The sequence below is a fragment of the Corynebacterium sp. NML 120412 genome, from assembly GCF_002285155.1.
Taxonomy (GTDB): domain Bacteria; phylum Actinomycetota; class Actinomycetes; order Mycobacteriales; family Mycobacteriaceae; genus Corynebacterium; species Corynebacterium gottingense.
In genome coordinates this window covers 587,949-611,452 of the sequence record NZ_NSGL01000001.1, presented here as the reverse complement: position 1 = coordinate 611,452, position 23,504 = coordinate 587,949, and the positions used below count along the sequence as shown (strand labels likewise).

Annotated in this window: 21 protein-coding genes; 13 read left to right on the top strand and 8 right to left on the bottom strand. The window is 65.5% G+C overall.

What is annotated here, in order from left to right; all coding sequences use genetic code 11:
- Positions 1-108: 108 nt before the first annotated feature.
- The 6 genes from infB (at position 109) to CKJ84_RS02775 (ending at position 7,443) form a co-directional block, all read left to right on the top strand.
- Positions 109-3,015: a translation initiation factor IF-2 gene (infB, locus tag CKJ84_RS02800; RefSeq protein WP_095545869.1), complete on the top strand. Its 2,907-nt coding sequence runs from the start codon at positions 109-111 to the stop codon at positions 3,013-3,015.
- A gap of 132 nt (positions 3,016-3,147) precedes the next feature.
- Positions 3,148-3,597, top strand: a complete 450-nt coding sequence (gene rbfA, locus CKJ84_RS02795; protein ID WP_095545868.1) for a 30S ribosome-binding factor RbfA — start codon at positions 3,148-3,150, stop codon at positions 3,595-3,597.
- A complete protein-coding gene (locus tag CKJ84_RS02790; protein ID WP_095545867.1) occupies positions 3,597-4,640 on the top strand; it encodes a bifunctional oligoribonuclease/PAP phosphatase NrnA in 1,044 nt (347 codons plus the stop codon). The genes rbfA and CKJ84_RS02790 overlap by 1 nt, the downstream gene beginning before the upstream one ends.
- A 20-nt stretch (positions 4,641-4,660) precedes the next feature.
- Positions 4,661-5,992, top strand: coding sequence for an MATE family efflux transporter (locus CKJ84_RS02785; protein WP_095545866.1), 1,332 nt, complete (start codon positions 4,661-4,663; stop codon positions 5,990-5,992).
- Complete coding sequence (locus CKJ84_RS02780) at positions 5,989-6,789, top strand: metallophosphoesterase (protein WP_095277369.1); 801 nt, start codon at positions 5,989-5,991, stop codon at positions 6,787-6,789. Before CKJ84_RS02785 ends, CKJ84_RS02780 begins: the two co-directional genes overlap by 4 nt.
- Positions 6,790-7,443 (top strand): 4'-phosphopantetheinyl transferase, encoded by a 654-nt coding sequence (locus CKJ84_RS02775; RefSeq protein ID WP_095545865.1) that lies wholly within the window; start codon positions 6,790-6,792, stop codon positions 7,441-7,443.
- Positions 7,444-7,448: 5 nt separating this feature from the next.
- On the opposite strand, the gene truB is transcribed toward CKJ84_RS02775, so the two are convergent.
- A complete protein-coding gene (truB, locus tag CKJ84_RS02770; protein ID WP_095545864.1) occupies positions 7,449-8,345 on the bottom strand; it encodes a tRNA pseudouridine(55) synthase TruB in 897 nt (298 codons plus the stop codon).
- Positions 8,346-8,375: 30 nt separating this feature from the next.
- On the opposite strand from truB, the gene CKJ84_RS02765 reads away from it, so the two are divergent.
- The 4 genes from CKJ84_RS02765 to CKJ84_RS02750 all read left to right on the top strand — a co-directional run bounded on the left by CKJ84_RS02765 (position 8,376) and on the right by CKJ84_RS02750 (position 13,318).
- Positions 8,376-9,350 (top strand): bifunctional riboflavin kinase/FAD synthetase, encoded by a 975-nt coding sequence (locus CKJ84_RS02765; RefSeq protein WP_095546386.1) that lies wholly within the window; start codon positions 8,376-8,378, stop codon positions 9,348-9,350.
- A 51-nt stretch (positions 9,351-9,401) separates the two neighbouring features.
- The gene (locus CKJ84_RS02760) at positions 9,402-10,379 is read left to right on the top strand and encodes a nucleoside hydrolase (RefSeq protein ID WP_095545863.1); all 978 of its coding nucleotides are present in this window, start codon (positions 9,402-9,404) and stop codon (positions 10,377-10,379) included.
- 148 nt (positions 10,380-10,527) lie between these two features.
- A complete protein-coding gene (gene rpsO / locus CKJ84_RS02755) occupies positions 10,528-10,797 on the top strand; it encodes a 30S ribosomal protein S15 (RefSeq protein ID WP_095277357.1) in 270 nt (89 codons plus the stop codon).
- A 205-nt stretch (positions 10,798-11,002) separates the two neighbouring features.
- The gene (locus tag CKJ84_RS02750) at positions 11,003-13,318 is read left to right on the top strand and encodes a polyribonucleotide nucleotidyltransferase (protein ID WP_095536727.1); all 2,316 of its coding nucleotides are present in this window, start codon (positions 11,003-11,005) and stop codon (positions 13,316-13,318) included.
- 85 nt (positions 13,319-13,403) lie between these two features.
- Here CKJ84_RS02750 and CKJ84_RS02745 read toward each other — a convergent pair whose 3' ends face one another.
- Together CKJ84_RS02745 and CKJ84_RS02740 are read right to left on the bottom strand one after the other, a co-directional pair.
- Entirely contained in the window at positions 13,404-14,987 is a 1,584-nt protein-coding gene (locus tag CKJ84_RS02745) for a succinic semialdehyde dehydrogenase (RefSeq protein WP_095545862.1), read from the bottom strand.
- Between the two features lie 21 nt (positions 14,988-15,008).
- Positions 15,009-16,049 (bottom strand): oxygenase MpaB family protein, encoded by a 1,041-nt coding sequence (locus CKJ84_RS02740; protein WP_233125462.1) that lies wholly within the window; start codon positions 16,047-16,049, stop codon positions 15,009-15,011.
- A 438-nt stretch (positions 16,050-16,487) separates the two neighbouring features.
- Between CKJ84_RS02740 and CKJ84_RS02735 the strand changes: the two genes are divergently transcribed.
- Complete coding sequence (locus CKJ84_RS02735; RefSeq protein WP_095277348.1) at positions 16,488-17,075, top strand: DUF6230 family protein; 588 nt, start codon at positions 16,488-16,490, stop codon at positions 17,073-17,075.
- The gene (locus CKJ84_RS02730) at positions 17,056-18,453 is read left to right on the top strand and encodes a DUF6114 domain-containing protein (protein ID WP_143340300.1); all 1,398 of its coding nucleotides are present in this window, start codon (positions 17,056-17,058) and stop codon (positions 18,451-18,453) included. Before CKJ84_RS02735 ends, CKJ84_RS02730 begins: the two co-directional genes overlap by 20 nt.
- Before the next feature lie 477 nt (positions 18,454-18,930).
- Here CKJ84_RS02730 and CKJ84_RS02725 read toward each other — a convergent pair whose 3' ends face one another.
- From CKJ84_RS02725 to CKJ84_RS02705, 5 genes are all read right to left on the bottom strand, one after another.
- On the bottom strand, positions 18,931-19,860 hold the full coding sequence (locus CKJ84_RS02725; protein ID WP_095545860.1) for an oxygenase MpaB family protein: 930 nt from the start codon (positions 19,858-19,860) through the stop codon (positions 18,931-18,933).
- A gap of 20 nt (positions 19,861-19,880) precedes the next feature.
- Positions 19,881-20,669: an NAD(P)-binding protein gene (locus tag CKJ84_RS02720; RefSeq protein WP_095545859.1), complete on the bottom strand. Its 789-nt coding sequence runs from the start codon at positions 20,667-20,669 to the stop codon at positions 19,881-19,883.
- 222 nt (positions 20,670-20,891) lie between these two features.
- Positions 20,892-21,626, bottom strand: coding sequence for a hypothetical protein (locus CKJ84_RS02715; protein ID WP_095545858.1), 735 nt, complete (start codon positions 21,624-21,626; stop codon positions 20,892-20,894).
- Between the two features lie 39 nt (positions 21,627-21,665).
- A complete protein-coding gene (locus tag CKJ84_RS02710; RefSeq protein ID WP_143340299.1) occupies positions 21,666-22,382 on the bottom strand; it encodes a hypothetical protein in 717 nt (238 codons plus the stop codon).
- A 50-nt stretch (positions 22,383-22,432) separates the two neighbouring features.
- The gene (locus CKJ84_RS02705) at positions 22,433-22,666 is read right to left on the bottom strand and encodes a VOC family protein (RefSeq protein ID WP_095545856.1); all 234 of its coding nucleotides are present in this window, start codon (positions 22,664-22,666) and stop codon (positions 22,433-22,435) included.
- Positions 22,667-22,744: 78 nt separating this feature from the next.
- Between CKJ84_RS02705 and dapB the strand changes: the two genes are divergently transcribed.
- On the top strand, positions 22,745-23,500 hold the full coding sequence (gene dapB, locus CKJ84_RS02700) for a 4-hydroxy-tetrahydrodipicolinate reductase (RefSeq protein ID WP_095545855.1): 756 nt from the start codon (positions 22,745-22,747) through the stop codon (positions 23,498-23,500).
- Positions 23,501-23,504 lie beyond the last annotated feature (4 nt).

Below are 23,504 nucleotides of genomic sequence, written 5' to 3'. Positions count from 1 at the left end.
GTGAAGCAGCATCAGCGATGAAAGTCAATGACCACGTCTAGGGGTCGGTAGCCGCACGAGCCACGGGTTCGGCGGGCACCGTCTCCTAGCACAACAACAAGGAGACACGTGCCCGGAAAGTTACGCGTACACGAGCTTGCCAAGAAGCTTGGCGTTACTAGCAAGGAACTGCTCGCCACGTTGAAGGAACAAGGCGAGTTTGTAAAGACCGCTTCGTCGACCATTGAGTCGCCAGTGGTGAAGAAGATGACGGCCTACTACCAGGAGAAGGAATCCGGTGGGAAGGCCGAGGGCGACAGCGGTGCGAAGGCCGCTCCGAAGCCCGGTGCCCCCAAGCCGGGGGCCGCGAAGCCTGCCGCAAAGAAGCCTGGTGCCCCGAAGCCGGGTGCGCCGAAAAAGCCGGGCCAGGGCGCTCCGGCTGCGCAGGGCGGTGCCCCGAAGCCGGGGGCCGCGAAGCCTGCGGCGAACAAGCCTGGTGCCCCGAAGCCGGGTGCGCCGAAGCCTGCGGCGAAGAAGCCGGGCCAGGGCGCTGCGGCTGCGCAGGGTGGCACCCCGAAGCCGGGCGCTCCCAAGCCTGGTGCACCGAAGCCTGCGGCGAACAAGCCTGGCGCCCCGAAGCCTGGCGCGCCGAAGCCTGCGGCGAAGAAGCCAGGCCAGGGCGCTGCGCCGACGCCGGGCTCGATGCCGCGACCGGTGGCAAAGCCGGGCGGTCGTCCGAAGGTGGCGAACAACCCGTTCTCGTCCAACACCTCCGCTCCGCGCCCGGCGCCGCGCCCCGGTGGCGGCCGTGGCGGCCAGGGCCAGGGCAACCAAGGTGGTGGCCGTGGTCGCGGCCAGGGCGGACAGCGCCCGGGTCAGGGTGGCCAGGGCCAGGGCGGTCAGCGCCAGGGCGGAAATCGTGCTGGTGGCGGCCGTCGTCCGTCGCCCGCTGATATGGCTGCAGCTCCGTCGCCGAAGCAGATGCCGGCGAAGGCTGCCGGTACCCGCGGTGGACGCGGCAACGGTGGCGGCGGTCGCGGACGCGGTGGTGGCCCGGGCGGCCCGAACCGTGGCGGCGGCGGTGGCTTCCGCGGACGCGGCGGTCGTCGCGGTGGCACCGCGGGCGCATTCGGGCGTCCGGGTGGCGCACCGGGGCGTCGTCGCAAGTCCAAGGGCCAGAAGAGGGCCGAATACGAGGAGATGCACAAGCCGAACGTCATCGGTGGCGTTCGTCTCCCGGACGGCGACGGCAAGACCGTGCGCCTGCGCCAGGGCGCAACCCTGTCCGACTTTGCGGAGAAGATCAACGCGGAGGCGTCGGCACTCGTGCAGGCGCTGTTCAACCTCGGTGAGATGGTCACGGCGACCCAGTCGGTGCCGGAGGAGACCCTCCAGCTCCTGGGCGCGGAGATCAACTACGAGGTGAAGATCGTCTCGCCTGAGGACGAGGACCGCGAGCTGCTCGAGTCCTTCGACCTGCAGTTCGGCGAGGACGAAGGCGACGACGAGGATCTCCAGCAGCGTCCTCCGGTCGTGTCCGTGATGGGCCACGTCGACCACGGTAAGACTCGCTTGCTGGACTCGATCCGCAAGGCGAACGTGGGCCGCGGCGAGGCCGGCGGCATCACCCAGGGCATCGGCGCGTACCAGACCGAGGTCACCCTCGAGGACGAGCCGCGCAAGATCACGTTCCTGGATACCCCTGGTCACGAGGCGTTTACCGCCATGCGTGCCCGCGGTGCGAAGTCGACCGACTTGGCCATCCTGGTCGTCGCTGCGGATGACGGCGTCATGCCGCAGACCGTTGAGGCGATCAACCACGCCAAGGCGGCGGACCTGCCCATCGTGGTTGCCGTGAACAAGGTGGATAAGCCGGAGGCACAGCCGGATAAGATCCGTGGCCAGCTCACCGAGTACGGCCTCATCCCCGAGGAGTACGGCGGCGACACCATGTTCATCGACATCTCTGCGAAGCAGGGCACGGGTATCGACGACCTCCTGGAGGCCGTCCTGCTCACCGCCGACGCTGCGCTGGAGCTGACCGCGAACCCGGACATGGACGCGCAGGGCGTGGCCATCGAGTCCCACCTGGACCGCGGACGCGGCCCGGTGTCCACCGTGATCGTGCAGCGCGGTACGTTGCGCGTCGGCGACTCCATCGTCGTCGGCGGCAACTTCGGCCGCGTGCGCCGCATGGTCGACGAGTGGGGCAACGACGTGCAGGAAGCCGAGCCGTCCCGTCCGGTGCAGGTGCAGGGTCTCAACGGCGTTCCCGGCCCGGGCGACAACCTGCTCGTGGTGGAGGACGACCGCGTGGCGCGCCAGATTGCGGCGCAGCGCGACGCCCGCCACCGCGCAGCGATGCAGGCGCGCACGAAGAAGCGTGTCTCCCTGGAGAACCTGGACCAGGCGCTCAAGGAGACGAGCCAGCTCAACCTCATCCTCAAGGGCGACAACGCCGGTTCAGTGGAAGCCCTGGAGGAGGCGTTGCTCAAGATCGAGGTGGACGACGAGGTCGAGGTGAACATCATCGACCGCGGTGTTGGTGCCGTCACCCAGACCAACGTGGTCCTGGCTGCCGCTTCCGACGCGGTCATCGTCGCCTTCAACGTTCGCGCTGAGGGCAAGGCGACCGAGGAGGCCAACAACGAGGGCGTGGAGATCCGCTACTACTCGGTGATTTACGAGGTCATCGACCAGGTGGAGGCCGCACTCAAGGGCATGCTCAAGCCGATCTACGAGGAGCGCGAGGTTGGTGCCGCGGAGATCCGCCAGATCTTCAAGGCATCCTCCGTCGGCCTCATCGCCGGCTGCATGGTCACCGAGGGCCACGTCAAGCGCGGCGCGAAGCTGCGCCTCGTGCGCGACGGCAACGTCATCACCCCGGATGCAACGATCGAGTCGCTGCGTCGCGAGAAGGACGACGTCACCGAGGTGGCCAAGGGCTACGAATGCGGTATGGTCCTGTCCTACCCGGACATCCAGGTGGACGACCAGATCCAGGTCTACGAGATGGTCGAGGTTCCCCGCGACTAGCGCACAACGCGCAGAAAGAGGGAAGCACGCTGCCCGGCCCCGGCATGACGCTGGGGTGCGGGCAGCGTGGCGTCGATAAGCACATGCGAGCGTCTAGACTAGAGACGCTTACGCGAAGAAGGAGATGATGACATGGCTGAAAACCCGCGCGCACAGCGCCTTGCCAAGCAGATTCACGCGATCGTGGCGTCTGCGATTGAGCGAGAGGTCAAAGATCGGCGTCTGGAGCTGGTCACCATCACCGACGTTCGCGTTACCGGTGACCTGCACGACGCGACTGTGTACTACACAGTGCGTGGTCGCGACATCGACGAGGAGCCGGACTTCGACGCGGCGGCGGAGGCACTCCACCGCGCCCGCGGCCAGCTGCGCAAGAAGGTCGGCGACCAGCTCGCTGTGCGCTTCACGCCGACGCTCGCGTTCGAGCTCGACACCGTGCCGGAGGCCTCCGCGCGCATGGAGGAGCTGTTGAACCGGGCGCGCGCCCGCGACGCGGAGACCGCGCGTCTGCGCGCCAACGCGACTCCGGCCGGAGACGGTAACCCGTACAAGACCAGCGGCGACGCAGAGTCCGGTCAGTAATGGGCGGACTGTTCGCGGACACCCCGGCAGTCGGGGAGCAGCTGGCGCAGGTCGCCGAGGTGCTGCGCGGCGCGGAGCGCATCTCCGTCGTGGCGCACATCAAGCCGGATGCCGACGCAGTCGGCTCCGCGTGCGGCCTGGCGGCGGGGCTGCGCAAGCTGGGCAAGGACGCCCGTGTCTACATCGGGCAGACCTATCCGCACCCGGGCAACCTGCGAACTGTGCCTGGTGTGGACGACATCACCTACGGGTCGCACCTGCCCGCAGACGGCCTCATCGTCACCGTGGACTGCGCGTCCGTGGACCGCACCGGCCTGCTGCGCGAGCAGATCGACGCCGAGCGCGACCGGGTCGTGGTGATCGACCACCACGAGACCAACCCGGGTTTCGGTGCCCACAACCTCATCGCAGATGCTGAGTCCACCACGACCATTATCCGCGAGCTGTTCACGCACCTTGGCGTGGAGCTGGATTCTGAGATCGCGTACTGCCTGTACGCCGGGCTGGTCACCGACACGGGCAGCTTCCGCTGGGGGACACCGCGAATGCACACGCTTGCCGCCGAGCTCATGGAATACGGCCTGGACACCCGGCAACTCACCATGGACTTAATCGATAAAGCGAGCCCCCGCGACCTGCAGATCATGGGCGGAGTGCTGGCGGACCTGCAGAACTTCCGCCAGGAGGGACTCGTTGTCAGCGTGTTCACCATCCCGGCGGAGGCGCTGGCTCGCATGAGCCAGACCACGGTGGAAACCATCATTGATTACGCCCGCGTGCTGGAAGGCTCCGACGTGGGTATGGTGCTCAAGCAGAACGGCCCGAAGCACTGGGCGGTGTCGCTGCGCTCGACTGTGATCGACGTATCCAAGCTGGCCCAGGCCCTTGGGGGCGGCGGGCACATCCCGGCCGCGGGGTACACGGCGTACGGATCGCAGGACATGGTTGTGCGGGACCTGATCGCTGCGCTGCCTACGCGCGAAGAGCGCGCTGCCTCCCAACACGAGCCAGCAGCCCAAAACTTCCCGAACGCTAACCGATAAGGAGAGTGCACGCTGCCGTGATGGCGCAACGCAACGACGCGACGGTCACCCCTGGCAAGATTCTCGCCCTGGCCCTGCCGGCACTGGGTGTGCTGGCGGCCAACCCCCTCTACCTGCTGCTGGACACCGCCGTGGTCGGTCGGCTGGGCACCGCGGAGCTGGCGGCCCTCGCCGCAGGCACCACGATCCAGTCCACGGTGACCACCCAGCTCACGTTCTTGTCCTACGGTACGACCGCGCGCAGCTCCCGCCTGTTCGGCGCGGGGAAGCGCGAGGCCGCCGTGGCGGAAGGCGTGCAGGCCACGTGGGTGGCGCTCGGCGTCGGCTTCGCGCTCGCCACCATCATCTGGTTGTTCGCGCAGCCGATCGCGCTGGCCCTGACTAACGACGCGGCCACGGCCCAGGAGTCCGCGCGGTGGATGCATGTCTCCGCGTTTGCCATCCCGCTTACGCTCATCATCATGGCGGGCAACGGCTGGATGCGCGGTGTGCAAAACACGCGGCTTCCGTTCCTTCTCACACTGTGCGGACTCATTCCGGGCGCGATCGCGCTGCCCATCTTGGTGGGAAAGTTCGGCCTGATCGGCTCCGCGATGGCCAACCTGCTGGGCATGGGGATCACGGCCGCGCTTTTCCTCACCATGCTGCTCCGCGAGCACGCCGGCAGCTGGGGGCCGCGCTGGCGCGTGATGCGTGAGCAGCTCGTCTTGGGGCGCGACCTGATCCTGCGCTCCCTGTCCTTCCAGATCTCGTTTCTCGCCGCGGCGGCGGTGGCCGGCCGGTTTGGCGTCGCGACGCTTGCCGCGCACCAGATCCTCCTGCAGCTGTGGAACTTCCTCACGCTCGTCCTCGACTCGATGGCCATCGCCGCGCAAACGCTCACCGGGGCTTCGCTGGGCAAGGGTCGCGTCGCCGAGGCTCGCTCCGTCGGCGCGCAGGCCACCAGGTTCTCCGTCGGCTTCGGCGTGGTCTTGGCGTTGGTCTTCACGCTTTTCGACGCCCCCCTGCAGTCCATCTTCACCCAGGACCCAGCCGTCCACGACGCCCTCACCATCCCGTGGTGGTTGCTCATCGCCATGATTGTCACCGGCGGCGTCGTCTTCGCCCTGGACGGGGTGCTGCTCGGGGCCGGCGACGCGGCGTACCTTCGCAACATCACCATCGCCTCCGTACTCGGCGCCTTCCTCCCGCTCACGCTGCTGTCGGTGGCGTTCGGGTGGGGCTTGGTCGGCATCTGGGCTGGACACCTCGCCTCGGTGCTGCTGCGCCTGGTCGGCGTGGTCATCCGTTTCCGGGGCGACGAATGGGCACAGACAGGAGCAGAGCGCAAGACCCGAAAGGCGAGCGCATGACCACCACCCTCTGGGCAGTGAGCGACCTCCACGCAGCGGTGAAGCGGAACGGGCCGAAGATCGCCCAGATCCAGCCCGCGGACCCGTCGGACTGGCTGATTGTGGCCGGAGACGTGGCGGAACGCCACGAGTTGATCGTGCAGGTGATGGCGGAGATGGCCGGAAGGTTCGACACGGTGATCTGGGTGCCGGGCAACCACGAGCTGTTCGCCCGCAGCGCGGACCGCTACCGCGGCCGCGATAAGTACACCGCACTGGTGCAGTCCATGCGAGAGCTGGGTGTGGTCACCCCAGAGGACCAGTTCCCCGTCTTCGGTGGCGTTACCGTCGCCCCGTTGTTCACGCTGTACGACTACTCATTCCGTGGCCCCGGAATGACGGTCGAGGAGGCCATCGAGGCGGCGAAGGAAAAGAACATCGTGATGACGGACCAGTACGCCATCGCCCCGTTTGTGGACGTGCGCGCGTGGTGCTGGGATCGTCTTGCGTACACCACGAAGCGGCTCTCACGAATCAGCGGGCCCACCATCATGGTGAACCACTGGCCGCTGGTGCAGGAGCCGACGCTGCGGATGCAGTGGTCCGAGATTGCGCTGTGGTGCGGGACGAGGCATACGCGATCTTGGCCAAAGCGCTACAACGCCCGCGCAGTGGTGTACGGGCACCTGCACATGCCCGGCGTCGTGGAGGTGGACGGCGTGGACCACATCGAGGTCTCGCTCGGGTACCCGCGCGAGTGGCAGCGCCACCCTGCAGGGGTGCAGTTCCCGTACCCGGTCATGGAACTGGGGGCCTAGATGCAGAACCTGGCACTGTTTCCCCCCGAGGCCCGGTTTGTGTACCTGCGTACGAATGAGCGCAGAGACCTGACCCACTACGAGGATCTCCACCCCAGTGAACAAGAGCTTGTCAGCCGCGCCGTGGACAAGCGCAAGGGCGAGTTCGGCGACGCGCGCTGGTGCGCCCACGAGGCGCTCAAGGAGCTGGGCTGCAGCGACGCGGGCGTGATTCTGCGCGGCGAGCGCGGGATGCCGCTGTGGCCGCACGGCTACACCGGGTCGCTCACGCATACAACCGGCTTTCGCGCGGCGGTGGCGGCACCGACACGGCACGTACGGTCCATGGGACTCGACGTCGAGCCCGCGGTCCCGCTGCCGAGCGAGGTGGTGCCCCGCATCGCCAGGCCCACCGAGCGGGCGATGCTGCGCGAGCTGGAGGAAGAAGGCTTCGAGTGGGCCAGCAAGCTCCTCTTCTGCGCCAAAGAGGCGACGTACAAGTGCTGGTTTCCCATGACGCGCCGCTGGCTCGGATTCGAGGACGCCGACATCGTGTTGCGCACCGACGGCACGTTTTCGTCCTACATCCTGGCCCGCCCCACCCCGGCGCCGCTGTTTGAGGGGCGCTGGGTGGTCGGCGACGGCTACATCATCGCCTCCGTCTTCGTGGAGTAGGCGATTTAGCCCAGGGTTGCCGGGCGAGCCACGAACTCCGTGGACAGGCGCTTGCCCTTCTCCTTGACCAGGGCCACGACGCGCCCGTCCGGCCCCTGGGCGGCGTGCACGCCCTGCAGTCCGCGCGGTTCGAGCCATTTCCCCAGCGCGAGTGCCTGGTACTCGTCGTCGCTGACCGGGAGCACCGGCCAGGCGCGAGTGAGCGCCTCGTCCAGGGTGAGCGAAAGAGCGGGGGAGTCTTGGAGGACGGGGAGCGGCGTGGCGTCGGCAAGCGAAAATGCGCCAACGCTGGTGCGGCGGAGTTGCGTGAGGTGACCGCCGACGCCGAGCGCGGCGCCCAGGTCGCGGGCGAGAGCGCGGATGTAGGTGCCGGAGGAGCAGTGGACGGTCACGGTGACGTCGATAAGCGAGCCCTGCCTGCTGACCTCGTGGGTGTCGAAGGCGAAGATGGTGACCGGGCGGGCGGGGATGTCCACGTCTTTGCCCTCGCGGACCAGCTCGTGCGCGCGCTTGCCGTTGATTTTGATGGCGGAGACCGCGGTGGGTTTTTGCATGATGTCGCCGGTCAGGGCAGTGATCTCGGCGGCAATCTGCCCGTCGGTGATGGCTGCTGCGTCATGCTCCGCAGTGAGCTCGCCCTCCGCGTCATCGGTGGTGGTGGACTGGCCGAGCCTGATGGTGGCCTCGTAGCGCTTGTCGTGCGCGACGAGGTGGGCGAGCAGCTTGGTGCCGCGCTCGATCCCGGCGACAAGCACGCCGGTGGCCATCGGGTCGAGCGTGCCGGCGTGCCCCACCTTGCGGGTGGAAAATGCGCGGCGCAGCTTCGCTACAACATCGTGGCTTGTCATGCCCGCGGGCTTGTCTACCACGACGATTCCAGAGGTTGCGAGGGGATCGGTCATGGTTTTCCAGTATGCCGTACGCTATTGCGCGTGGATATTTTGCACGGGCTTGGAAGCGTCCCAGCACATCTGAAGGCGGACGGCGGTTGCGTGGTCACCATCGGCGTGTTCGACGGCGTGCACCGCGGGCACCAGCTGCTCATCAGCACCGCCGTGGACAGGGCGCGCGAGCGTGGCGTGCCGTGCGTGGTGATGACGTTCGACCCGCACCCGGTGAGTATTTTCGCCCCCGATCGTGCCCCCGTCGCCTTGCTTCCCATTGAGGAGCGTGCCCGGCAGATCGCGGAGCTCGGCGTGGACTACCTCCTGGTCATCGACTTCCGCGAGGAGCTGGCAGGCGACAGTCCTGAGCACTACGTCACCGAAGTGCTGCAGGGGCGGCTCGGCGCCCTCGAGGTGGTCGTGGGCGAAAACTTCACCTTTGGCAAGGACGCCGCCGGCACCGCGCAGACGATGGCGCAGCTGGGCGAGCGCCACGGCCTCGAGGTGACCATCGTGCAGTTGCTCAACGACGGCGACGTGCGCATCTGCTCGACCGCCATCCGCGACGAGCTCACGGCCGGGAATATCGGCTTGGCGACGGACTACATGGGCCGGCCGTTCTCGGTGATCTCCATCATCGAGCGCGGCGCGGGCCGGGGTGGGCGCGAGCTGGGGTACCCCACGGCGAATCAGTACGTCGAGGAGATGTCGGCGCTGCCCGGAGATGGTGTCTACGCCGGCTGGGTCACCATCATTGATGACGCCCCCATCGACGGCGACATCGAGCCCGGGGTGCGCTACCCGGCGGCGATTTCGGTGGGCACCAACCCGACCTTTGGTGATACCCGCCGCAGCGTCGAGTCCTACATTCTGGATCGCGACGCCGATCTGTACGGACGGATGGCGCGCGTGGAGTTTGTGGACAAGGTCCGCGACATGGTGAAGTTCAACTCGGTGGACGAGCTGCTGGAGAATATGGCCCGCGACGTCGCCCGTACCCGGGAGATCCTCGCCGCAGAGTAGGGCGCGCTATTGTCGGGGGCACGACAGTCTCCCCAGCGAAAGGACCCAACCATGGCACGCAAGCTCATCCTGGACGTGGACACCGGCATCGACGATGCGCTGGCGATTGCGTACGCACTCGGCTCCGAGGATCTTAACCTCATCGGCGTGACGGGGACCTACGGCAACGTGCTGGTCCCCACCGGAACGAGGAACTCGCTGGCCATCCTGGAGCTGTTCGGCCGCACCGACATCCCGGTCTACGCGGGGCCGGACCACGCGCGCGCCCGCGATTCCTTCGAGGTCATGGAAATCTCCGAGTTCATCCACGGCAAGAACGGTATCGGCGAGGCCCAGATTCCGGACGCCTCGCGTGCGGTGGAGGAGCAGTCCGCCGTGGAGTTCATGGTGGAGTCTGTGCGCCAGCACGGCGACGAGTTGGTGATCGTGCCTGTGGGTCCTCTCACCACGGTGGCCGCGGCGATGGAGGCGGACCCGACGTTTGCGGACAACGCGCACATCGTGATCATGGGTGGCGCGCTCACCGTGCCCGGCAACGTGACGCAGTGGTCCGAGGCCAACATTAACCAGGACCCCGAGGCCGCTGACCTGGTGTTCCGCAACGCGAAGGACGTTACGATGGTTGGGCTGGACGTGACGCTGCAAACGCTTTTGACATCCAAGGAGACCGCGGAGTGGAAGGCACTGGGCACGACCGGCGGCGACTTCCTGGCCACCGCGACGGACTACTACATCAAGGCTTATGAGACCACCGCGCCGTACCTGGGCGGTTGTGGACTCCACGATCCGCTCGCCGTGGCGGTGGCGGCGGACCCGACCCTGGTGGAGACGTTGGACATCAACTTGAAGACGGACACGCAGGGCGAGACGCGGGGGCGCACGATTGGCGACGAAGCCCGGCTCAACGACGCGGCGAAGACCGGGCACGTGGCGGTGGGCGTGGACGTCGAGCGCTTCCTCGCCGAGTTCATGCGCCGGCTGACCGGGCTTGCGCAGCGGACCCCGGGGAGTGACGCGGCCGCCAGGTAGCGCGATTTGGGGAGGGCGGTAGCGCTCCGGTAGTATGATCCGCTGGCCCTGTCACCGGAGCTTTCCGGGGCACAGACTGTGGTTCGCAGCAGTCCCGCAGGGCACGAGAACACTGAAGAATGCGGACTGAAATATAAGGAGCATACTCATGGCACTGTCCACTGAGAAGAAGGCCGAAATCCTCAAGGAGTACGGCGTCCACGAGACCGACACCGGTTCCCCGGAAGCGCAGGTTGCGCTGCTGACCGAGCGCATCAACAACCTGACCGAGCACCTGAAGGATCACAAGCACGATCACCACTCCCGCCGTGGTCTGCTGCTGCTGGTCGGCCGTCGTCGCAGCCTGCTGAAGTACCTGCGCGAGAACAACGTTGAGCGCTACCGCGACCTCATCGCTCGCCTGGGCCTGCGCCGCTAAGCACAGCTGAGAGCCCGCCCGGTGTTACCGGGCGGAGATGCACCAACCCGCCGCTTTCGAATCGGGACGCTGTCCGCCGACACGTTCCCGGGATGAGATGGCGGGTTTTGTGCGCGGTGGGGAGGTGCAGAGAAGCGTGCCTTGCACGGTCGAGCTGGTATGATGTTTGCCGTTGTAGATGAACGCATACGAACCGGCGGCACCGATGACCGCCACGACGAGACTCGAGGAGAGAGATCTTTTGAGCACCTTTACGCCCAAGAACTCGTACGACATTCACGTGGACGAGGAGTTCGGGATTACTGAGGCGGTTGCCACACTGGACAATGGCGACTTTGGCTCCCGCACCATTCGTTTTGAGACCGGTCAGCTCGCCCGCCAGGCGGACGGGTCGGTGACCACCTACCTGGACGATGACACGATGATGCTGGCCACCACCACCGCGTCGAACCAGCCGCGCGAGGGCTTCGACTTCTTCCCCCTGACGGTCGACGTGGAGGAGCGCATGTACGCCGCCGGCCGTATCCCGGGCTCGTTCTTCCGCCGCGAGGGCCGCCCGACCACGCAGGCGATTCTGGCTTGCCGCCTGATCGACCGCCCGTTGCGCCCGACGTTTGCCAAGGGGCTTCGCAACGAAGTGCAGTGCGTGATCACTGTCATGTCCATGGCACCTGACGAGTACTACGACGTGGTGGCCATCAACGGCGCCTCCGCGGCAACGCAGCTGTCCGGACTGCCGGTCTCCGGTGCCGTCGGCGGTGTGCGCATGGCGCTGATTGCGGATGATAAGCACCCGGAGGGACAGTGGGTCGCCTTCCCCAACGCTGCGCAGCACGAGCGCGCGTTGTTTGAGATGGTCGTGGCAGGCCGCATGGTGGAGCGCAAGCGCGGTAAGAAGACCGAGGAAGACGTTGCCATCATGATGGTGGAGGCCGGCGCTGGCGTGAACGTCGTGCAGCTGGTCAAGGACGGCTACCCGGCGCCCAAGGAGTCCACGGTTGCTGAGGGCCTCGAGGCTGCGAAGCCGTACATTCAGACGCTGGCGAAGGCGCAGGCCGACCTGGCTCAGGAAGTGGGCAAGGAGACCAAGGAGTTCCCGCTCTTCCCGCCGTACACCGACAAGGTTTACGAGCAGGTGGAGAAGAAGGCCGCGAAGAAGCTGGCCAAGATCATGACCATTAAGTCCAAGGCCGAGCGCGAGGACGCCTCCAACGAGTACATGGAGGAGATCGAGGAGGCGCTCCTGGACAAGTTTGACGTGGACGACGATGACGCCGAGGTCACCGCCATGTCCAAGGAGATCCGCGCCGCGTACAACGCAGTGCAGAAGAAGATCGTGCGCGAGAAGATCCTCACCGAGGGCTTCCGTATCGACGGCCGCGGGGTCACCGACATCCGCGACCTCGAGGTGGAGGTCGAGCTGGTACCGCGCGCACACGGCTCCGCGCTGTTCGAGCGCGGCGAGACCCAGATCCTCGGCGTGACCACGCTGGACATGCTGAAGATGGAGCAGCATATCGACTCGCTGCACCCGGAGGATACGAAGCGCTACATCCACCACTACAACTTCCCGCCGTACTCCACGGGCGAAACGGGCCGCGTCGGCTCCCCGAAGCGCCGCGAGATCGGCCACGGTGCGCTGGCAGAGCGCGCGCTGCTGCCGGTCATTCCGTCCAAGGATGACTTCCCGTACACGATCCGCCAGGTCTCCGAGGCGCTGGGCTCCAACGGCTCGACGTCGATGGGCTCCGTGTGCGCGTCGACCCTGTCGCTGTACAACGCGGGCGTGCCGCTGGCGGCGCCGGTGGCAGGCATCGCCATGGGCCTGGTGTCCGGCGAGGTTGACGGCGAGACCGAGTACGTCACCCTGACGGACATCCTGGGTGCAGAAGACGCGTTCGGCGACATGGACTTCAAGGTCGCCGGCACCAGCGAGTTCATCACCGCCCTGCAGCTGGACACCAAGCTGGACGGCATCCCGTCTGACGTCCTCGCCGGCGCGCTGGAGCAGGCCTACGAGGCCCGCGAGACCATCCTGGACACCATGTCCGAGGTCATCGAGGGCCCCGACGAGATGAACCCGCTCGCTCCGAAGATCACGACGGTGACCGTCCCGGTGAAGAAGATCGGCGAGGTCATTGGGCCGAAGGGCAAGACGATCAACTCCATCACGGAGGAAACCGGCGCGGAGATCACCATCGAGGACGACGGCACCATCTACGTGTCTGCGACCGAGGGCTCGGCTGCCGACGCCGCGATTGAGAAGATCAACGCGATTGCGAACCCGCAGATGCCGAAGGTGGGCGAGCGCTACCTGGGCACCGTGGTGAAGACGGTTGCCTTCGGCGCTTTCGTGTCCATCCTGCCGGGCACCGACGGCCTGATCCACATCTCCAACCTGGGTGGCAACACCCGCATTGAGAATGTTGAAGACGTGATCAACGTCGGCGACAAGGTTGAGGTGGAGATCCGCGACATTGACAACCGCGGCAAGATCTCCCTGGTCCCCGTCGAGGAGTAGGTCGAACCCGCGACGGCAAACGCCTCCCCGAACCGGCTGCGCGCTGGTGGGGAGGCGTTGTTGCGTCGGTAAGCAAATGCGAACGCTAGGGGAGGAACCGTAGCTTCTTGCCCAGGTTGAGCGCTGTGGTGAGCAGCGTGCCGTAGTAGCGGCGGGGGAGCTGCGCGGGGCCGCGCATCGGCATGATTCGCTGCTGGGAGATGTTCTTCGGTTCCGTGTACTTGGTCAGGCCCTCGGGGCCGTGGCGGCGGGCTAGGCCGGATTCTTTCATACCGCCGAGCGGGGTGGAGATGGAGGCCCAGGTGGAGGCGTAACCGTCGTTGATGGTCACGCTGCCGGACTCGATGCGTTGGGCGAGGGCCCACGCCGTGTTCGGCGCGCCGAACACGGAGGCGTTCAGGCCGTAGCAGGTTGCGTTGGCCAGCTCGACGGCCTCGTCGATGTCGCGCACGCGCTGGACGTAGACGACCGGGCCGAAGACTTCCTGGGTGGCCAGGTCGGTGCCCTCGCCGAGGCCGGTGAGGATGGTTGGTTCGAAGTGGAAGGGACCGATGTCCGGGCGCGCCTTGCCGCCGGTCACTACGGTTGCGCCTTTGGCCAACGCATCGTCCACGAATGCTTGCACGCGGTCTAGCTGGGCCTGGTTGATGAGCGAGCCCATCTCGTAATCCCAGTTCAGTCCCTTGCCCAGGGTGATGGACTCCGCGGCGCGCCGGAATGCGGCGATGAAGCGGTCGAAGAGCGCGTCGGGCACGTAGATGCGCTCGATGGACACGCAGAGTTGGCCGGAGTTGGAGAAGCAGGCGGTGGCGATCGTGTCAATATGCTTATCGACGTCAGCGTCCGGGGCTATCAGCATCGGATTCTTGCCCCCGAGCTCTGCCGAGAACCCGACGAGCCGCTCGCCGACCGTCCTGCCCAGCAGCTTGCCGGTCTTGGTGGAGCCGGTGAACATGAGGTAGTCGCACTGCGCGGCGATCGCGCCGCCGACCTCCTCGCCGGAACCGGTGACGATCTGGAAGAGGTCGCGCGGCAGGCCCGCCTGGATGAGCAGGTGGAGCGAGATGAGGTTGGAGAACGGGGTCTGCCAGTCCGGCTTTGCCACGACGCCATTGCCGGCGATCAAGGCGGCCACCGCGTCGGAGACGCCGAGCGCGAGCGGGTAGTTCCACGGGCTGATCTGGCCGACGACGCCTTTGGGCACGCGCTGCTCGGCCGTCTTGGTGATGAAGGGGAACGCGCCCGCCCGGCTTGACGTGGTGAGCAACCGCTCTGCCGTGTTGGCGTAGTAGCGGGCGTTGTTCATGACATCGAGGACTTCGTCGAACGCGGCGGTACGGTCCTTGCCGGTTTCAAGCTGGACGATGTCCGCGAGCAGCTCCCGCTCGCGGTACACCAGGTCGTGGAAGCGCTCGAGCACAGCGACCCGGTCTGCGATGTCGCGCGCGGCCCACTCCCGTTGGGCGGTGCGGGCGCGGCGGAACGCTTCATCGACGTCCGCGGCGGTGCCGGCTCCGACCCAGCCGATGGGCTGGTCGACGAAGGGGGACGTGACATCTTGGCGCTCGCTGGCGTCGAGCGAGCCCGTCGCGCGGTTAGTGGTCAAGTTGAGCAGCATTTCCAGGAAATGTTCCGGGAGCGGCTGTTCCTTCAAACGATGAATTGGCATGAAGTTTGCGCTCACTCCTGGTTAGAACGGGCAGCCGGCTGCGCGGCGGGCGGCGACGGCGTCGGCATCGTCGTCAAGCGAGCTGCGCTGCTTGTGTGCGGACACGGTGATGCCGTCTGCGGCCTTGAGCTCTGCTTCCGGGTCCTCGTCGCCGTTGCCCTGGTATGGGCGGATGTTCTTCGGCTCCTTGTACTCGCCGGAAATCATGCCGTGCTTGATCATCTGGGACCGGCCCGGCTCCATGTAGCGCTTGTCCTCCGGGAGGATGTCAAAGACCTTCTTCACCAGTTTGGCAATGCGGTCGAAGCGCTTTTGATCCTTTGCGGACCAGTCGAGCTCGAGGATGGCGCGCTCCTTTGCGGGGATGGTGCCGTAGGTGAGCCAGATGACGCTGCGCATGATCGGCTTCCAAATGATCTTCCACACCTTCGGGGAGACGCCTTCCGGCGGGGCGATCATCTCGTCGCGGGCGGTGCGCAGAGCGAAGTCGACGGTTTCGTTGCGCTCGAGGACGGTGTCGGCCATCTCGTCCATGTACGCCACGAGGTCGTCGTAGTTGTCGATGACCGGGCGCTCAGACATGCCGTAGTGGTCCCACCAGGTCACGCCCTCGCGCACGATCTGGTCCTTCTCCTCGTGGGTGAAGGGGGTGCCGAAGAGCTCCTGGGCGTAGATGACGCGGTAGACAAACGTAGCGTGCGCCCACCAGAAGGTTTCGGGATTCATCGAGTGGTAGCGCTCGCCGTTGCGCAGAGTGCCCTTGATGGTGGTGTGGTAGTCGCGGATCTGCTTGCCAAGGTCGCCGTCGTCGTAGATGGACATGATGATCTGCGGGGTGGAGCGCTCCAGACGAGCGAACGGCTCGTCGAAGAACTTGGAGTGGTCCAGCAGCGACTGGCCAATGGCCGGGTGCATGTTCTGCATGACGCCGGTGTACCCGCGCAGGAGCTGAATGCGTTGGTCAGAACCCCACTTCCACAGGAGCGAATCTGGGCCGAGAGGAGAGCGGCGGAGCTCGCGCTTACCACCCTTTGAGGAGTTGGCGGAAACTGGCGTGGACATCAGTTGCCTCATTTCATGTGCTTGTAGACATCTCGATTGATATGTGAACGGTAGCACAGGAACGCGGTTGGCCGGGTGGGGGTCACATAATTTTCATGCCCTAAGGATTTGTCTGTGGAGAGGCGCCGGCTGAAACGTGGGCGTTCTGCGGGCGTTCTGGGGCTGTGACGGCGAGGATCTGGTGTGGGCACCTACCTTATGTGCGGGTAGTGGTTCGCAGTGCGACCGCGGGGGTGTCCGGTATTTTCAACTTTGGGTGTATGTGGCGGACGTCATGAGATTCGGTTTGGTCTGGGCCACCGCAGCCGTGTTAATGTGTGGCAACTCATACAAGAGCGTGTCGTTTTGGCGGAAGTCTCAGGCCCAACCTCAGCACTCCCCGCAGCACCTGAGGGTGCATTGGTTAAAACGGTTGCACAACGATGAAAGGTTGCCCCCATGGGGAAATTCAACTGGAAGAAGACCGCGGTCGCCCTGACCACCGGTCTCTTGGCGTTCGGGGCCACTGGCGTCGCTGTCGCGCAGGGAGGCCTGACCGCAAACCTGGCGCTATCGGGCACCTTTTTCAAGGTCAGCATGACGCACCTGGACGGCGAGGACTTCTCGCTGTTTGTGGATAGTGAGCCGATGAAGGAAGATGACACCATTCCGGTCGCCCGCCTGAAGTTTGGCCACGCGTACGCTTCCAACCTGTGCCTTTCCGCCACGCTGCCGGATCTCCCGATGGTCGGCGAGGGCACGCTCGCGCTTCGCGCCAACGGCGACAACAGCGTCGAGGTCCGCAACCTCGTCGTGGGTGCCAACGACATTAAGGGCGCACTCCAGCTCACCGACGCAAGCGTCGGCATCGACGCCCAGCAGGTTAACGCGCAGGCCGCGCCTGGGACCTGGGGCCTGCACTCCAACAAGGTCTCGCTCAGCGCCGACGACATCACCACTACGTCCATCGGCGCCGAGTACCTCTCCGCGTCAGGCGTTGGTGTGACCGTGGTGAAGGGGAGTGACAATGCCTGCGGCCTCAAGTAGCGACGAGGAGCACATGCTTATCGACGACCACGACACCGCCACCCACGACACACCGGGACTGGCACACCGCTTCAATCAGTGGCGGAAGAATCGCCCGTTCATTCCGGGCCTGCTCATGATGATTTCCGGATTCGTCATCGCGGCACCGGCATACATCACGGTTGAGGTCTCCGACATCCTGGTGATGATCTCCACCGTCTCCGGCGTGTCCACCCTGCTCATCGGCGTGCTGATGTTCATGTTTGGCCTCGGATGCTGGTTGCAGCCTGCCACCGCGGTGTACTTGGGCGTGCTGGCCATCATCGTGTCGGTGATCTCCCTGCCGACCTCGAACCTCGGCGGCTTCGTTGTGGGCGCGCTGTTTGGCATTGTCGGCGGCGCCCTTGCGCTGGGCTGGGAGCCGGGCGAGAAGAGTGCGAAGAAGCGCAAAGGGAAGCACACGAAACGTGCGTCGGCTGCCGACGCACCGGAGCAGCCGGAGGACTTCGATCCGTTCGCCGAGGACGCCTTCGATGAGTCCGAACCCGAGGAATCCGAGACCGAACAGCGCGGGGGAAGCTCGAAGTGGAGTGGAGGTTCCACGCTGAACTCGGTCGTGGCCGTCGCTGCTGCGAGCGCGGTCCTCGCACTGCTGCTCGGCGACACTGGGGTCGTGTCTGCACAGGAACCGGCGGCCCCCGCAGCGCCGCAGCTCCCGCAGGTGGAGCTTCCAAAGCTTCCGGCCCCGGAGCTCCAGTTGCCGGAGATTCCGAAATTGCCAGCGCCGTCGGTCCCCAATGTTCCGGGCCTGCCGGCGCCGACGCAGCCCGCACCGGAGAGTTCGGCCCCTGCGGCCCCGGCGGCTCCGGGGGTGGGCGAGGGGGCGTCGATAGGTACGAGCACAATTCCCTCGGGGCTGGCCCCGGCCGCGGCGCCGAGTACTGTGACTGCGGACAAGGTCACGCTGACTGGCAATGTGCACGCGACGCTGGACTATGTCAACGTGGGAGGACAGCAGCAACGAGCGCTGGTGCTGAGCGGCGATCGGCTGGTTGGGCACAACCTGGGTCTCAAGATTCCCGGCATGGGCGGCGGGAACCTGACCACGGGAAATGTTGATACGACAGTAACGAATGGGCCGGTGAAAGTCGTGGCTACAGGCTTGACTGCGACGCCCGCTGTGCGTGATCTTCCGACCATCCCAGTGACGGTCGATCTCAGCGGTGACCTCAACTCGGTCCTCGATCAGCTCGGTGTACCCGAGAAGCGTCCCGTCCCCAATGTAGAAGTGCCCGACATGTTGATGAATGAGATTTCGCTGAACAACGTGACCATGCAGATGGTGACGCTCTACGGACAAGGGTTTAGTGCGCCGTCGGTTCGTTTGACAGTTCCGTAGATTGGGCGAGCAGATAGTTCTGACTGGGCTCTGATTTTTCCGCCTGTGCGGAATTTTTGATCACACGGAGTACACGAGGTCGGGAGGACTGGGGTCAGATTTTCCGCGTGTGCGGAGTTTTTGGGGGCCCGAGTTTTCCGTCTGTGCGGAATTCTTCGGGCCCGGCTTTTCCGCTTGTGCGGAATTTTTCGGGCCCAGCTTTTCCGCCTGTGCGGAATTTTTTGAGGCCGAGTTTTCCGTCTGTGCGGAATTTTTTGGGGGCCAAGTTTTTCCGCTTGTGCGGAACTTTTGGAGCCCGGCTTTTCCACTTGTACGGAACTTTTGGTCTGCCGGTTTTTCCGCCTGTGCGGAACTTCGGCCATACGTTGAGCTACCACACGGATACATGGCGATAATGCTCACGTCGGGGCGCAGTGCATAAAGAAAACGCCGGGTCTCGGGACGAAACCTGGCGCACTCTCGTCGCGGTGGCAGTCGTTAGAAGCGGAAGCCACCTTCGGCTTCGGCTTTCTCGTACGCGCGGGATGCGATCGGGACCATGCGCGCCTTGCGAGGAAGGACCGAGAATACAGCGCGTGTGCCCGTAGAAAGCAGCTTGAGGCGACGGGCATCCTTCTTGGTCCACTCCCAGCCGAGCTTGTCGCGGAGCTTGTCGGGGATCATGCCGATAGCCACCCAGAGGAGGAGCTTGGAGGCGAAGGGGGCGACCGGCTTCCACGCCCATTTCGGCACCGATGGGTCCGGTGTGTCGAGCGTCAGACCATTGATGATGCGGGAGCGCTCGATCGTCTCACTGGGGCCGAGCTCGTCGATCATGCGGTCCATGTATTCGACATACTCGTCGTACGTCTTCGGTGCGCTTTCGGGTTCGGCGACGCCGTAGAAGCTGTACCAGGTTCGACACTCCTGGAAGAGCTGATCCTTCTCCGCCTTGGTCATATCCGGCATGAAGTTGCCGGCAAGCTGGTACGGCATCGCGGCAAACGTCGCGTGCGCCCAGTAGTAGACCTCCGGGTTCAGCGAGTGGTAGCGCGAGCCATCCGGATGGGTGCCCTTAATGTCCTTGTGGAAGTCGCGGATCATTGATCCAACCTCGGGCCCTTCGTACACTGCGCGGATGATTGGGAATGCGGAGCGAACTAGGCGTGCGACCTCGTTATCAAACACGTTGGATTGCTGGACTAGGGAACGGCTGATGTCCCGGTGCGCGATCTGCAGCACGCCTGCGGCCAGGGCGACGAATGCGGAGCGCCAGTCGCCAAAACGGTCCCAAAGGATGGAATCCGGGCCGAGCTCGGGCAGGCCGGGTTGCGGCTCGGCGACGTGGCCCTGAGCCGCTTCCTGCGCTGCGTTAAGCCCCGCGTCGGCAGCGGACTCGTTCTTCGTTGACGGGTGGACGGTAGTCATGGTGTCTCCTTCGGGCTTGGTTAGCGTGCCGCTGCGGTGGCTCGTGCGGCTCGGCGGGCGTCGTCGGCGTAGTGAGAAGCGCGCTTGAACTCGTGGACGGTCGCATCGAACTCGGACAGCTTCGAGCGAATGCCGCGAACGGCGCCGGGTTGCACCAGCCACTTGTCGCGCTTGACGGTCAGCGCACCGGGCCCGCGGATTTCTAGCTGTCGGGCGTAGCGGCGGGCGTAATCGCCGCGCGCTTCGAACACAGCCAAGGGGTGTCGCTTGAGGCTGGAATCGGTGGGGTAGGGGCCGTCGACAAACAGCGCGTTCGGCAGACCGACAACTTCCACGCCGTGGTGCAGGTAGAGGTCATCGACCGAGATGTTTGGGCGGCCGGGGACTGCGATCCACGGCGATGCCTCGCCGGTGGCGCGGACGAGAATGTCAAAGCGCTCAGTGTGCTCGCCGCCTTGTGTATCGATGAAGGTTACCTCCCACTGGCCTTCGCCTTCATCAAACGCGGCACCGGTGACCGTGGTGTGCGGGCGGAAATCCGCGCCGCCCGCCTGCACTGCCGCGGCGAGGTGGCGCGCGGCGGCAGCGGCAGAACCGTCCACCTTGGTCACCTTGAGGTACGGCCTGCGGTAGTGGAGACGCTTGGACACAGGTTCCGCATCGGGTGCCGCCAGGTGGCCGCCGATTGCTTCGCGCTTGTCAAAGAGGGTGGTGTCAAAGCCGGAGAATGCGCATTCTGCGGCAGCGGTAGCGCCAGCAGGGCCGGCGCCGATGACGGCCACTGTGGGGCGTCTGTAGGGATCAAACATTGTTGGGTGCCTTTCACAGCTGGCGATGTATGCGCCAACGAGAAGATCGATTCATGGAATTGCTCTAGATCATACAGAACGATACGGGGTAATAGCGCTCTCTCGCAAGAACAAGTGTGTTGCAGATAACTCAGGCGACCTCCCCTCGCCCGACCACCACAGTGCGTATACACAAAGCGGGCACTCGATGGAGGGGTGCCCGCGGATGAAGGGGAGGTGCGTCTACTTGGGAAAGTCGAGCACTATGCGCGGTGGGTTCTCAAGCATTTGGAACGTGAAGTCGCGCTCGGAGTCCAGGCCCACGTAGAAGAGCGAATCGCCTTCGGTGCCACCAGAGTTGAATACATCAAGAATGTTGCCCGCCGCCACGCCTAAACTGCCACGACCAACAAACTGGCGCCCTTCGGGTGTGTCAGCCACTGCCACCCGTCGCAGCAAAACTGGAAGGTACGCATTGCCCTTGACGGGTTCAATGTCTCCGGTGCCTTGCTGGTCCGGGGCATCTTGATAAGTCATAGCTTTCTCGACGACCTCCGGGTTCCCCGAAAACTCAAAGACCAGCCGGTCGAACCCCTCGTGCTCTGCGGCTCGAACGTCACGGCGGAGGACCTCGGGCATGCCCGGGTTCGAGTACCCACTTCCCGGAATGTCTCCGCCGGCCGCCTGGGCGGTCTGGTGCACCTGTGCCACCGCTGACGGCGTGACCAGCGCTTTGGTCAGCGGTGCAAGCGCTACCTTGTCGCCGGGCTTGCCGGTTGTGGCCACCACGCTCGCGTCGGGATCGTGGGCCTGCGCATCCGTATCCTCCGTTGCCTGTGTTGTCGACCGGACGGTAACGGTCTCCGGGCCGCTGTCGCCCTCGTTGGCGCAACCGGCGAGCAGGAGAGAGAAACCGCGGCAATGCTCGCGACGGTAGGCCGAGCGCGCAGACAGGCGATTGGCAGGAAACGGTGGCATAACTGCCAGTGTCTGCCTCCTGTAGTGCCCCCGCTCCGCTTACCGGGCAATATCGACCACGACGCGCGTCGGGTTCTCAAGCGTGTAGATCTTGTACCCGCGCTGGCTGTCCAGCCCGATAAAGAACTGGGAGTCGGCCTCAAAGATCGAACCCAGGTACACGTCCGCGATGTTGCCCGCCGCGACGCCCTTACTGCCCATCGCCGTGATCGGCGCGTCGGTGCGCATCATATCCCCGGCCGTACCCTGCACATTCACTTCGAGGTGCGCCGCGCCCGGCACCTCCATCACGTTCCCAGAGGCCTGTTGCCGCGGCGTATCGACGTACCCCGCCACGTAGCTTGGCAAGCCCGTCCCCGCGTACTCAAAGACGACGCGGTCAATATCGCCGTGGGAGCCCGCGCGCACATCCTGCAGTTGTAGGTCAGCTGGCTGCGGCTGCGTGACCCGGACTTGCTCCGTGCTGAACTGCCCGCCATCGCTCGCCGCGGACAGCTTCTGCGCCGGAGTCTCAGCCCGAGTTTCAGGCTGCGTCTTAGGCACCGTGCTTACCGACGCCCCCACGTCCCCCTCCGGGCGTTCGCTGGAAGCAACCTCTGCCGCAGACGTCGGAGTGGCTGCGCTCGAGGGTGTGGGAGCCTCATCGGATGACTCCGGCGAGCAGGCGGTCAGCGCGAGAGTGCAGGCGAGGGCGGCGCTGGCGACTGCGGCGGCGTGGGAGAAATGGGGCGCGTGGTGCTGACGTGACTGTTGCATGGTGCCAGTATATGGGGAAGGGGAGGGTGTGGGCGTCGAGAAGCGAATTGCTACGCGCCCTCGACGAGTTGGATGTAGTGGCCGTTCTGGTCGTCGAACACTGCGGCTTTGACCTCGCCCATCGGCGTCGGCGGCATGGTGAACTTCACGCCCTGAGCGGCGAGGCGCTCGTGCTCGCCGCTGACGTCATCCACGTTGAACCGGGTAAAGGGCAGGCCGTCGCGGTAGAACTCGAGCGCTCGCTGCTGGTCCTGAACACAGCGAGCAAGGACTGAAATACGCATACCCGCCAGTGTGCCCGGGCTTGGCCGCGCGGGCTAGAGTTGCGAGGGAACAATGCAAGCGGAAACGAGGAGGCCAGCATGGCGGACAAGGTGATCAAGGTCGGAGTGCTCGGAGCGAAGGGGCGCGTGGGTACCGCTGTGGTGGCCGGCGTGAACAAGGCCGAGGACCTGGAGCTGGTTGCAGAAGTCGGCAGCGGCGACTCGCTCGAGGTTCTCGCCGAGCGCGGCGCGGAGATCATCGTGGACTTCACCACGCCAGCGTCCGTGATGGATAACCTTGAGTACTGCATCAATCACGGCATCCACTGCGTGGTGGGCACGACCGGCTTTGATGACGCCCGGTACGAGCAGGTGCGCGCTTGGTGCGCCGACAACCCCGGGGTGGGCGTGCTCGTTGCGCCCAACTTTGCAATTTCCGCGGTGCTGACCATGGCGTTCGCTCGCCAGGCGGCCCGGTTCTTCGATTCGGCCGAGGTCGTCGAGCTGCACCACCCAAACAAGCTCGACGCGCCCTCCGGCACTGCGCTGAAGACGGCGCAGGGCATTGCCGACGCCCGCCGCGACGCCGGTCTGGGCGCCATGCCGGACGCCACCGAGCAACAGCTCGATGGTGCCCGCGGCGCCGACGTTGATGGCGTGAAGGTCCACGCGGTGCGCATGCAGGGCATGGTCGCGCACGAGGAAGTTATTTTCGGCACGACCGATCAGTCGCTGACCATCCGCCAGGACTCCTACGGGCGCGAATCCTTCGTGCCGGGTGTGCTCACCGGTGTGCGTGGCGTCGCGGACCGTCCCGGTCTGACCATCGGCCTGGACGACTACCTGGGGCTGTAGCGAC